The organism is Bradyrhizobium sp. USDA 4516 (assembly GCF_054055915.1).
This window is the reverse complement of sequence record NZ_JBSRXT010000001.1, coordinates 4,787,505-4,799,884: the sequence shown is the minus strand read 5'-3', so window position 1 is coordinate 4,799,884 and position 12,380 is coordinate 4,787,505. Positions and strand designations below refer to the sequence as shown.

The 12,380-nt window shown below is 58.1% G+C and carries 8 protein-coding genes and 3 pseudogenes; 3 read left to right on the top strand and 8 right to left on the bottom strand.

The genetic code is table 11. The features are described 5' to 3' along the window. The first annotated feature begins 109 nt into the window (after positions 1–109). The gene (locus ACVI1L_RS22275) at positions 110–265 is read left to right on the top strand and encodes a hypothetical protein (RefSeq protein ID WP_375162676.1); all 156 of its coding nucleotides are present in this window, start codon (positions 110–112) and stop codon (positions 263–265) included. Continuing rightward, positions 242–735: pseudogene (locus ACVI1L_RS22270) on the top strand (IS5/IS1182 family transposase); the annotation flags it as partial. The gene ACVI1L_RS22275 and the pseudogene ACVI1L_RS22270, both read left to right, overlap by 24 nt. A 161-nt stretch (positions 736–896) precedes the next feature. Here ACVI1L_RS22270 and ACVI1L_RS22265 read toward each other — a convergent pair. Beyond that, a complete protein-coding gene (locus tag ACVI1L_RS22265) occupies positions 897–3,152 on the bottom strand; it encodes a hypothetical protein (RefSeq protein WP_456783807.1) in 2,256 nt (751 codons plus the stop codon). A gap of 324 nt (positions 3,153–3,476) precedes the next feature. Here ACVI1L_RS22265 and ACVI1L_RS22260 point away from each other — a divergent pair. Then, a pseudogene (locus ACVI1L_RS22260) lies at positions 3,477–3,677 on the top strand (IS5/IS1182 family transposase); the annotation flags it as partial. A gap of 367 nt (positions 3,678–4,044) precedes the next feature. On the opposite strand, the gene ACVI1L_RS22255 reads toward ACVI1L_RS22260, so the two are convergent. From ACVI1L_RS22255 to ACVI1L_RS22225, 7 genes and pseudogenes are all read right to left on the bottom strand, one after another. Beyond that, positions 4,045–4,965, bottom strand: coding sequence for a sulfite exporter TauE/SafE family protein (locus ACVI1L_RS22255; RefSeq protein ID WP_456783806.1), 921 nt, complete (start codon positions 4,963–4,965; stop codon positions 4,045–4,047). A 346-nt stretch (positions 4,966–5,311) separates the two neighbouring features. Then, entirely contained in the window at positions 5,312–5,539 is a 228-nt protein-coding gene (locus ACVI1L_RS22250; protein WP_253640881.1) for a hypothetical protein, read from the bottom strand. A 233-nt stretch (positions 5,540–5,772) separates the two neighbouring features. Then, complete coding sequence (locus tag ACVI1L_RS22245; RefSeq protein WP_253640882.1) at positions 5,773–8,877, bottom strand: efflux RND transporter permease subunit; 3,105 nt, start codon at positions 8,875–8,877, stop codon at positions 5,773–5,775. Positions 8,878–9,356: 479 nt separating this feature from the next. Further along, entirely contained in the window at positions 9,357–10,442 is a 1,086-nt protein-coding gene (locus ACVI1L_RS22240) for a hypothetical protein (protein WP_253640883.1), read from the bottom strand. Positions 10,443–10,627: 185 nt separating this feature from the next. Beyond that, complete coding sequence (locus ACVI1L_RS22235) at positions 10,628–11,221, bottom strand: hypothetical protein (RefSeq protein ID WP_456783805.1); 594 nt, start codon at positions 11,219–11,221, stop codon at positions 10,628–10,630. A gap of 78 nt (positions 11,222–11,299) precedes the next feature. After that, positions 11,300–11,749: pseudogene (locus ACVI1L_RS22230) on the bottom strand (SOS response-associated peptidase family protein); the annotation flags it as partial. Beyond that, on the bottom strand, positions 11,725–11,856 hold the full coding sequence (locus ACVI1L_RS22225; protein ID WP_256527907.1) for a hypothetical protein: 132 nt from the start codon (positions 11,854–11,856) through the stop codon (positions 11,725–11,727). The gene ACVI1L_RS22225 and the pseudogene ACVI1L_RS22230, both read right to left, overlap by 25 nt. Positions 11,857–12,380 lie beyond the last annotated feature (524 nt).

Genomic DNA, 12,380 nt, shown 5'->3' with positions numbered 1-12,380 from the left:
CGGAGGGGACGATGCGGCCGAAGAAGCACAAGACGACGGGATCGAACGATCTGTTCCGGGCGCGGCTGAACCAGATCATCAACATGAAGCACGAGCTGGTTCTGCTCGCGTGGCCAAGGCCGCCGCGGTGATGGCTTCCCGCTACGCTCACGCCAAACAGTTCAGGCGGCATCAGCGACAGTTGCGCATCCTGCGTAGCAGGCTCGGCCGGATCATTCGCGACATCCGTCGCAACATCGACTTCCATGCTCCGGAGGTGGAGTGAATCGGCAAAGCCAAGGCCGCCGCACCGAGTTCGGCGTGAAGGCCTCCGTCGTCACCAACAATCGCCGCGCTCCGGGCGGCCTGTTCGTGCTGCACGCGAGCGCAATGCCCGACAATCCGTATGATGGGCACCCCCTGCGGGAAGTCATCGAGCGCACTCACCGGCTGTCCGATCGAGCGGGCCTATGTCGACAAGGGGTACCGCGGCCACGATGCCCAAAATCACCGTCGCGTCTTCATCTCCGGCCAGAAGCGCGGCGTCTTCGGCGTCATCAAGCGCGAGCTGCGCCGTCGCTCTGCCATCGAGCCCATCATCGGGCACATGAAGGCCGAAGGCGACCTCGGCCGCTGCTACCTCAAAGGCCGCGCCGGCGACACCGCCAGCGTCGTCCTCTCAGCCGTCGGCCACAACTTCCGCCGCATCCTCGCCTGGCTCAAGAACTCTTGGGCCTCTTCCTGGAGTTGCGATAGCGAACGCTCGCCACTCCAACACAGCTCAATCCGGCTTATTAACTCGGGAGTTGGAGCGCCCAAGGTGCGGTTCATTCGGCCACTGGATCCGGATGCGAAGAAGACCGATGCCGTACCACAAGCGGCACTCTATCGAGTCGTTTAACTAGTCTCGTATCGAGTCACCTGCGCGCCCCGCGCTCCATTCCGGCAAAAGGAGACCCTGGATAGCCACTAAAAGCGGAACCTAACAGGGACTTGCAGAACGCAGGCGTGAGCTTGCCGCGATGGATCACGACGTCTTCGTGACCCGCTGCGGCTCGAGCGTTCTGCCAGAGGCGATTGTAGCCGCGCTGTTCGTTGGATTTCACGTGGCAAGCGGCGAACTCGGCGTCATCCAATGTCGTTAACTGCCACGCATAGGCCGGCCGCTTCGTATGGATGTGCACCCACATCGGATTTGGCACCGTACCATTGTCCAGTGGCGCAGGCTGCAGCTTGATCTCGAACAGCTTTCCTGGCTCGCCCTTCAACGCCCGCGGTGGCTCCAAGGGAGCCAGCTCCTCGGCCGCCTGCAACCGTTCGAGGTATTTCTGCGAGGGAAACGCATAGGTCTTCATGCAATCGATCTCGATCGAAGCCTTTTGCGCCTTCGAAGTACGTGCCTGCCCCTTAACCTCCGACCACATCGCCTTGAGGCGGACTATTTTTTTTTGCACTTCGGGTACTTGCATAGGCGTGAGTAGGACGCGTTGCCGATGTTCGTCCAGCGCGGCTACACAGGCCTCAATCTCCGCGGATTGGCTGTGCAGCCGCTCAACCACGGTGTCCACGACGTGCTCGGCATCTTCGGGCTTCATGTGGCGCGCTTGCGAAATGGCTCTTTGCTCACTAGGCAGATCGAATTGCGAGAGTTCGTCCAATCGCGCGAGCAGGCGCGTCAGTGTCTCCTTCGATGGCGCAGCCTGCCATATCGCCAAGTGTTCCCTCGCCGAGGATGACCTCGTATGCGCCTCCTCCGCGCTCGCGAGTTTCTTCGTGCCCAGATCCGAGAGCACAATAACCTTGGTGGTTCGCGTCGTGTCGGCGTCGGGCCTAGCGAGCTGCGGCTCGGGCTGCCCGGCTGCCGAACTCCCCGCACCTCCGGCCTGCCTGCGTTTGCCCTTCCCTTTCCTGCGCGCTGGACTGCCTTCGGCCGCCGGGTCGTTGCCGGCAGCGTCGGCCGGTAACGCAAGGCCAGCCCCTGTTGGCGGTGCAATGATGGCTGGTGTCTTCGGCTGCACTGCTAGCAGGCGCATGACCTCATGGGCGGTGACCCACGATCCTTCCACGATCTGATCCAACAGATCCAACGGAAGCTCGGGACTTGCTTCCTTATTCCTTAGCTCCGCAACCATGTTAGGCAACGCCGACGCAAATTCCGATAGCCGCTCCAAGACCCCTTCCAGAACGGCGCAGTGCTCTGCGTCGAGAGCTTGTCCTTTGCTGTGCAGAACAGCGTCGCCCGTTGAGAGGAATGCCGGAACAACATCGCCCATGAAGGTTCCGAGTAGACGTGCCCTACCGTTCTCACCCAAGAGAATTTGCCTGACGGCCGGGTCGAGCGTGCTCGCGTGCGACTCAATCATGACCCGCGCGAGAAGGACTTGCGATTGCAGATGCACGCACCGCGTATTCAGTGCCCAGCCGGTATGCAACCGTAGTGTCGCCTGTTCGGCCTGTCTCATTTCGGCCGTTGCACTTGGCAAGTTGGCAGTGGCTGCGCAGACGGACTGCATCCGTTCAGAGCGCAGTGCCTTCTTTTCCCACCACTCCGTGCAGCCCAAATAGTGTTTCGCCGCACTGGAAGCCACTCGGATCAGTTGGTCGGACGGAGCATTGGATTGGCGCATCCGCTCGAGTATCTTTCCCGCATTCTCCCTACGCTGCTCCAAGGCGTAGATGGTCGGTGCGGCCAGCGCATTGCATTCGTTCCCCGCATCCAGAGTCCGGTCACGAACTCGGCGAGCCTGATCTTCGGACAGAATGCTGCGCGCCACATCTGGAGACAGGCTCGCGTAGTAGTCCAGAACTGCTGCGCCTGCTTTGACAACCTGATCGATCAGCTCTTGCGCCTCAGACGAGCTCTGAGCGCCCATCGCAGCACTGTGGCAAGCATCAAGTTCCTCAAGCAGGCCGTCCATATTTTGTTTCGCTGCGTTGATCCCCTCACCGCTTGAGGAAATGGGGACAGCCACACCCGAACGTGAGCGCACGCTCGCGAGCATCGCCATTCTATCTTCAGGCGCTAAGCACATCCGCTCCAAGACGGAGTTGAAAACTCGGTGGCCTTCCGCAGGGACAAAATTTGGCTCCGAATGCGCATTGCTCGATCCCGACGTGCTGTCGGCTCCTGCAGCCCCAACGTGCGGTTCGCCAGGTCGGCCAATGCCCGTCATGTTCCATCTCCCATACGGTCAACAATGCGCAGCGTCCCTGGATAGGCCGCCTGGCTGACGGTTGGCTGACGAAGGATGCTCTCCGGATGCAAAGCCCCGCCGTCCGAGTTCCAATTTCATGGAAGCTGTTGTGGTGCTGAGGCAGCAATATGGGATGGCCCATAAGGTGCGGGATCGTCGATTGTAGCGCCTGTCCGCGTTCCGTTGCCTCGCCGTGACCAGTATGGAAATGTGCGCTGCCAGAAATAGCCCTGCCAAAGTCATTCCCGAATACCGAAAGCCGTCGAGCACGGCGAACCGCAGGGTCGATTTTCAGACTTTCGCATCGGACACCTGAAGACCGATGGTCACCTCGGCCGCTGCTACCTCAAAGGCCGCGCCGGCGATGTCGCCAATGTCATCCTCTCGGCCGTCGGCCACAACCTCCGCCGCATCCTCGCCTGGCTCGGAGAACTCTTGTGCCTCATCCTGCTACAGCTATGGCGCACGTTCGGCCGTCCCGCCCCGCTCAATTCGCCTTCTTAACGGACGACTTGTGAGATTCCATTTATTCCCAGCTTCAGGCTGGTGATTCTCTACGTCGTGCCAAATGTCTTCGTATTTCGGGTGATCCAGTCTTTCAAGGTTAGTGTGCACTGACGAAGATCACCAACCATTTCGAGTCTAACGGCGAGAACATCAGCCTCCAAATGTTCTGGGCTTTCCTCTGATATTGGATATCTGGCTCGTGCGCTGGGTTGTCTTTGGAGCAACCAGCTGGATGTTCATGTCGTTCCGGTCGACACCGAAAAAGGGCAGCGCGGCGCCGCGAGCACATTAATTCAATTAGCTCTGCGATCGCTTGGCCAGGTCCAGGACGGGTGCCTTTGACATAGGCGCCCGCTGGCATCGTTCAAGCGCTTATACCCGCAGCTTGCCGAGGTCGCCGTTCTGACCAGCTCGAACGGCGCGCGGTAAGGAACGGGTATAGCAACCAAAGATCGATCAATATCGTCGCGGCCATCACGCTATAAGCCCATGCGCTCTGCACTAGATTGAGCTCGATCAGAACCCGTGACAAACCGAAGCCCACGATCCAAGCATCGAAGCTCATGCAGATGCGTCGAAATATCTCCGGATCAAGTCGGCGAATGACGTAGGATCCCAGCGGGATGCCGAGCACAACGCTGGGTATTAAGACATGCAGAAGACTGCCGCTTTCGGAAATGAACAGACCGAGTTTGTAATAGACGAAAGCGGTCACGCTCGATTCCACCACGCGCACCAGGGCTAGGCTGGCGCGAAATTCGTTTTTAACCAGGCCCTGATTGTTAAACAGCATCGCCAAGGGCGGGCCGGAGATAGTCGTCACCGAATAGAGGATGCCCAGCATCGATCCGAATGGCAAACCGATCAGCCAGCTTGCTTCGATAGGGCGGCGCCAACCGGCGGCTTGCAGCAAGATCAAAGGTAAAATGATCGTGTAGGTGGCGAATTTGATCCAGCCCGGCTGCAGTGAAGCCAATGCATAGCCGCCAAGCGCGATGCCTGGTAAGAGTCCAACCAAGATGGGAAACACGCGCCTCCAAATCGCCGGTACGCCCTTCAGATTGATGAGGAGCACGTAAACGTTGACGAAGACTTCGACGATGACAATGGCAGGATTGAGAATGCGATTGGTGTAGAAAACCAGCGCAAGCGGCACAGTGAGCGACGAAAAACCGTAGCCAATGGCTCCGTTTACGAAAGCCGCAAAACACGTCGTTGCGGCCAGGAACCAGATAGAAGCATCAAACCCAGGCATTTCCTTAACTTTCTCACGCCAGAGGGGCATCCAATCCCGCCAGGGAATCAGACGCAAGATTGCGAAAGATTCTGACCACTCGCTTACGAGCTCCGGCCGCCTTGATAATGGCGATGGCCGTGGTCAAGTGCAGAGCTTTTACATTTGCTCCCTGTTATGGGTTGCAGTTGTGCAACAAAAAGCGGCGCTGTACTTCGCGCTGCCTAACTAAATCATTCAGCCGTGCGCCTCGGTTTGCTCAACCAATGGTCTTCGTATCGAAATCGTAACTGCGTCAGCATCCGTATAAGTGTGGACAACCAGTTCTCCAACCCCACAGAATTGCACGCGCGGTAGCCACCCTAAGGCGGATCAGACCGGAGTTCATCTCTTTCAGCTAGCAATTCAACGAGGCCAGACGAAAGAAAGTAAATTCTCTTTCAAGATCAATTTGGATGATGAAAAGGCTGTATTCCGCTCGAGAGCGCATTAATTCTCGCCGCGCGTGGCTGCGGTGAACGTGCGGCAATTCATCGTGGCGAAGCAACAGCGGATTGTTGACGTGTTCTTCGAGCGCCCGATGCGCAGCAACCTCGGCAGCATTGGCGCGAAGATCTCGATGCAACGGAGCGTTACGCCCCTCTTGAGGCTCCACCGTTCACGACGCTGACACCTTGAAATAATCTTCTTCCCCTGTATGAGGCAGTCCTTTGCCGCGGGCGAACGATGGGTCGAGAGGAGCGCCGCCGCGAGAGACCGTCCTTTGGGCCCGCCACGAATTTCGGGGCGCGTTACCACGTTTGGCAAGAAACGTCCTACCGTAGAGCAGTAATCAGTCAATCCGGCCTGATCCTGGCGTCATTGCTCGGCCGGCTGGGCCTCGGCAGCGCTGGTGAGATCGAACTTGGGGCCCTTCCTCGCCTGACCGGCACTCGCATCGACACGGTGATCGGAGGCGATCGCGACATAGACCGCCGGCAGGACGAAGAGCGTGAACAGTGTGCCGATAGACATGCCCGCGACGAGCACCAGCCCAATCGAGAAGCGGCTCGCGGCGCCAGCTCCCGTTGCCGCCAACAAAGGTACCACACCTGTGACCATCGCCGCCGTCGTCATCAAGATTGGACGAAGTCGGACGCGAGCCGCCATCTCTATCGCCGAGCGACGGTCAAGTCTCTCCTTGAGCTGCAGCTCGTTGGCGAACTCAACCATCAGGATCCCATGCTTGGAAATTAAACCGACCAGCGTCAGCAGCCCGACTTGAGTGTAGATGTTCATCGTCGCCCAGCCAAAGAATAGTGGTATCAAGGCGCCGACAATTGCCATGGGTACACTGATCATAATAATGAGGGGATCGCGCAGACTTTCGAACTGCGCCGCAAGCACCAAGAATATGACGATCAGTGCAAATGCGAAGGTGATGGCAAGTTGGTCACCCTCGTGCACATATTGCCGCGCGTCGGCAAGGAAGTCGTGACCGAAACCCGCCGGCAGCTTCTTTGCCTCTGCTTCCAAAAAGTCCACGGCTTGACCGATCGTGACCCCAGGCATCGGCACGGCCCGAAAGGTCGCGCAGTTGAGCTGGTTGTAGTGGGTGAGCGCGTTCGGATCAGTCGCAGTCTCGACCGAGACGACGGTAGATAGGGGAAGCATCGAGCCCGTCGCAGTCTTTACATAATAGTTCCCAATCGCTTCCGGGGCCATGCGCTTCTCGCGCGGCACCTGTGGGATCACCTGGTAGGAGCGGCCCTGCAGATTGAAGCGATTGATGTAGTTCCCACCAAGTAGGGTGGCGAGCGCGTCGCCGATATTCTGCATGGTGATGCCAAGATCGTTGGCCTTGGACCGATCGACCTTGATTCGCACCACCGGCTGGTTGAATTCGAGGTCAGAGTCGCTAACCATGAACAGACCGCTTTTGCGCGCGGCGTCCTTCAGTTTCGACATCTGCTCATAGACGGATTGGAACCCAAGCGTCGAATTGATCACCATCTGAACGGGCAGGCCGTCCGATCCCCCCGGAAGCGCCGGTAAGCTAAAAGCAAATGCGTTGATGCCTTCGATTTTCGAGAGCTCGGCTTGAACAAGGGACCTAAGCACGATCGATGATCGCTTGCGCTCGTCCCATGGCTTCAGCAACATTCCGGCCATGCCTGATTGCGAGCCGCCACTTCCGTTGAGCACGAAGCTCAAATCGGTCTCGGAAAACTTCCGGAATGCCTTTTCGAGCTTGGCACCGTAATAGTCGAGATAGTCGATATTGGCATATTTCGGCGCCTTCGTTAGTGCGAATACGATACCTTGATCCTCCTCGGGTGCAAGTTCCTTAGAGGTATGCACATAGAAAAAACCGACAAGCCCCAGCATGGTCAGCGCAAACAGCCAGGTAACTGGGCAATAGTCGAGCGAGCGATCAAGCTTGCGGCCGTACCAGCATGTGATGGCAGCGAACACGCGATTCGCGAATCTTGCAAACCGCCCCTCCTCGGCGCTCTTTAGAAAGACCGAGCACATCATCGGCGACAGCGTCAAAGCGATCACGCCAGACACGATCACCGCCCCGGCCAGTGTGAACGCGAACTCGCGGAACAGCGCACCGGTGAGGCCACCGAGAAAGCCGATGGGAGCGTATACGGCCGCCAACGTAATCGTCATGGAGACAACGGGGACCACGATCTCGCGCGCTCCCCTCGTGGCGGCCTGCAGGGGCGGCGCCCCTTCCTCTAGATGACGATGGACGTTCTCCACCACGACGATCGCGTCGTCGACCACAAGACCTATCGCGAGCACCATCGCAAGCAGGGTCAGGAGGTTGAATGAGAACCCCAGCGCCAGCATCAAGCTGCAGACGCCAACGAGCGACAGCGGAATCGTGACGACGGGAATGACGACCGATCGCAACGAGGCCAGGAACAGGAAGATCACGACCACCACGATCACGATGGCCTCGATGAGCGTTTTCTCCACTTCATCGATCGACGATTGGATGAATTTCGTTGAATCGTAGGCCACTTTCATCTTGAGCGATGGCGGCAGGTTACGCTCCATTTCTGGAAACAGCGCGCGAACACCTCGCACTATCTTCAGCGGATTGCCTTGTGGACCCGCCTGCACGCCGATGACGACCGCGTGCTCGCCGTTCATGACTGCGCTGACGTCTGTCGTCTGTGCGGCAAGCTCGACGGTCGCAATGTCCTCAATGCGCACAAAGCCACCATTATTGGCTTTAACGATCATGCGCTTGAAGTCATCTACACTCCGTAGGTCGGTATTTGCCGTGACGTCGGAGATAGTGAAATATCCCTTGGTCTGGCCGGCCGCCGCCTGGAAGTTATTGGCGGCGATTGCAGCCGAAACATCAGCCGGCGAGACGCCGCGCCCTGCCATTTTCGCCGTATCGAGCCATAGCCGCATCGCAAAACTTTGGCCGCCCAGGATGTCTGCCGCGGCGACGCCGTCAACGGTTGTCATAACCGGTTGCACGACGCGCGAGAGATAGTCAGAAATCGCGCTGGCCGTCAGTTCCTCGCTGGAGAAAGCGATATACATGACAGCGGTGGCCTGACCCGTTGCCTTAGTGACGACTGGATCGTTTGATTCCTTCGGGATTAAATATTTGATTGAGTTGACCTTAGAAAGCACCTCGGTGAGTGCCTCGTTGGGATCGAAATTCAGCTTTATGTAGACTTGGATCGTCGACGTACCGAGTACCGATGAGGAAGTGATGTAGTCGACGCCCTCGGCGGAAGCGACGGCCTGCTCCAGCGGAGCGGTGATGAACCCCTGGATCATGTCGGCGGAGGCGCCAGGATAGGAAGTCGTGATATTGACGACCGTATTGGACAGCTTGGGATACTGCCGGATCGGCAGAACGGTGGCCGCACGAAGTCCGATCAGCAGGATCAGGAGACTGAGGACGACAGACAACACCGGGCGTTTGATGAAAAGTTCGGTAAATGCCATCTCGACTCGCATTCAAGGTAACGCAAATTCGCGAGCAGGTCGCGCTGCCCGCGGCTAATGCGCGTAAAATTTGGGAACTGGAAACGCCTGATCCAAAGGCACACGCTCCCAAGCAGGGAGCTCAGTCCTGCGCTTCTTACATCGTGGTTGCTTGGATGAACATCGGCCCTACCCTTCTCACCACTGACCGCGGCCTCGAATTGCGGGAGCACTTCCCAAGTTAAGCATCCATGTCTTTTTTGCGCCTAAGCAGCCTGCGGGCCGCCTCGAGACGTGGAATTGGGCTCACCTGTTTCCATGTAGTTTCGTCCTCAGACCTTGATGGAACGCAACGACTTCCAGCAAGGAATCAAGCCAGCTCAAGGCTTCGCTTCGATCGCTCGTTCGAATGATCCGGCTTCGATGTCGAAAGTAGAAGCGATCTGATGGATGCTCAACTCTACAAAGGTGAGTGGATAATATAGGATGGGCTGTCAAACCTATACCAAGGTTTTGTCAAAACGGAACGCTGAAGCCTCATCGCCCGCCTCAACACCAGCGAAGAGCTCGCTAGGTTGGAAACCCGTAGTCAGATCAAAATCGACCAGGAGACCCGGCGTAGTTGAAACAGCCTCTCCGGCCAACACAATTAGACGCGGGTCCGCTATCTCTGTCGCGCTGGCGACTACTTCGCGAGGTGAAGCGTTCCTTAGTGCCAGCCGGATACTGTCGATCGTGGCTGGCGGTGCGACCTTGAGCTGAAGTCGGGCGGCCTCGACCGGATTGCAAAATGCAGATACGAGCACAGCGTGCAAGCTATAAAGAGGCTCTTTCGATGCGAAGTCCACAATAGGCTGCGCCACTTTAGGCTGCAGCCTAGGCGGTGCCGATCCAACCAGGCGCTCCTCCATTCCGGCCACCTTTCCGATAACTGGCCAGAGCGCCTTGATCATCTCGGGGGTGCTCTCAATCCATCTCCACAAGCCTCTTGCGAGAGAATTGCTTTTGTCTGCTGCGGCTACGGTCAGGCCACTAGCTACCGCGGCCCGCCACTCCTGGGTGGCATCGGTTCCAGTCGTGTCCGCGATCATAGATCTAAAGGCATTGTCTTGGGCGGGCGGGAAGGAGCTGGTCGCGACCCACTGGCTAAGTGACGCCCATAAGGATGCAGGCTTCCTGTAGGCGGACAATACAAGATTGCGCAAAGCCAGCACATCTTCGCAGGTTGCACTTTCGATTTGAGTGGTTAGGCGGATGAGCAAGTCTTGCTTCGCGCTCTCACCGCTCGATTGTTGTGGCGATAAGCGTTCGATCAGGCGCACAGCAGCGATAGTTTTGCCGATAGCGCCCGGCTCAGCGACGGCAAAACGATAGGCTTGCTCTAGAAGAGCCAGGTCTCCAAAGACTGCGAGTTCGGCGCCGATTTCGTGGGCGAAGCTCCGCAGCGGATCGTCCTCTCCAGACCTACTCAGCATAGCGACGGCAGGGGACGGCGGAGTGCCGCGAAAGTTTTCGGCCAGCAGGTAAGCCGAGGGCGGGACCTTTAAGTTCACGCAGATCAGAGAGAAATACGGCTCGATCCGCATCTATTGGAGCGGCCGTCTCTCTCCGGAAGCGAGCGCCCGCGTCGAGGGGGCGATCGACCTCGCCGAGGCCCGCAGCTCCTGCACTTGCGATGTCTGTGGTGAGACGGGTGTGCTCCGGACGGGTGGCTGATCATTACGCCACCGGGCGCGGGAAGAAGGTCGCGCACGACAGGGGCTGGATTCCGCTACTCGGCGTTCAGATTCGTTACGCCCGGAACATCGGCGACATTCGTGCTGAGCAGGCATTTCATCACGCTGGCCGCCGGCACGAATGCCTCCTTATACGAAAAGGCATGCCAGTCGATGTTTTCCCGGGCTCCCAAGCGATCTTGGTGAAGCTTGTCTCTGACGCTCTTCACGGTCCCGACATTGGCGTCGAGATCGAATTTCGCCTCTGCGTCGAATTTTCTTTGCAGTGATGATCGCCAATCTTCGATGCCGATCTTACTGGCGTCGGATCCGTCTTTGCCGTTCTCCCTCAGCCAATGAGCCGAGCCCAGACCTTCGCATACCGAGAACACACCGACGCAGAATTCGAAGTTGAGCATGTGGAAGTAGGACTCGAACAGCATTTTTCCTTGCTGCGCGTGGGGAACGATTAAAGCGGCCTTCATCTCCAGTGCGACGAGAACGTGCTTGAGGTTAGAGATCAGTCGTCGCTGCACTTCGTTATGGAGACCCGCCGGAAGGCAGTTACGGATCCAGATTTGCCAGTCGGAGGCGATCGAGAGGTTGACGTAGCCCGAGGTCTCTTCGGGCAGCTTGATGAGATAGAACAAATTCGATCTCCCTGGCTGGCAGGTCTCGGGGCGGCGCCGAACTTGATTGTAGTTGTTGCATGGAGCATCACGCAACCTTTAGGGGAGCGGCTGCTGCGCCTCAGCACCGGGGTCTTCCTTCACGCCGCGTGCCACGATCCGGAGCGTCCCGTCCGGAAGGGGCCGCTGCAGCTTCAGCGCCTCGTCCGCCGTTGCAGTCATCCAGGTCTCGACGTCGTCCGGCGTCGTCAGGATCACCGGCATCGCCTTCGGGTGGATGGCGAAGACTTCGGCGTTGGCCTTGGTCAGGAACGCGTAGAGGTCGTTGGTGGTCTCGCCTTCCTTGACTTTCCGGACGGACGTCCAATTGGTCCAGATGCCGGCGAAGCAGGCGAGCGGCCGTGTCTCGTCCAGCGCGAACCAGATGTCGCCGCCTTCGGCCTTGTTGAACTCGCTGAACGAGTTGAACGGCACCACGCAGCGGTTCTCCGGGCCCAAACACCCGCGACAACGACGCCCTGAAGTCAGGGAGCTCGTTCGAGAGCGGTTCCGGCGATGGCCGAACCTCGAATGATCTGCTCGACCGTCGACAAATCCGAGAGCCGCCCCGCCTCGACGCCGAGCAGCCTGACCGAGGCGACGTCGTTGTCGACCATGCCGTTGCTGCTCCCTGCACCAGCCTTATGGCGACCAGCAATATCAATGAGTGAAATTGTCGATTGCCAAATTCAATCCATCAAGATTGAAAGCTAATGTAACGATTGCCGCACCGACCACGCATTTCTGCGGCCCGACTGTATCGGGCGGGGGAGAGCCAACTCTTCTGCTCGTGCTGCTGCTGGTCACTGCCGACACTCGACGATGCCGATGATCGGTAAGTCGATGATCATTGCCAACATGATGGTGATGCCGTCGAACAGCATGCTCATATGCCGATGATCAGTTGATCATCGGGTATCTGGCACTTTGGCCGCACTACGTCGCGATCGGGCTGGTAGGCCGATCCGAGAGAATCCTGTCGTCGAACGAGATCGAAAGCCTCGTTTTCGATCACCATAAGACCGATATCTGCTTCACCGTACCATTTTGCGCTTCGGTCACTGGTAACTAACGCTCGCGGTCTGACAACGGGACACGCCGACGTACTCTCTGAGAGTCAGATTTCTACTCAACAGACTTG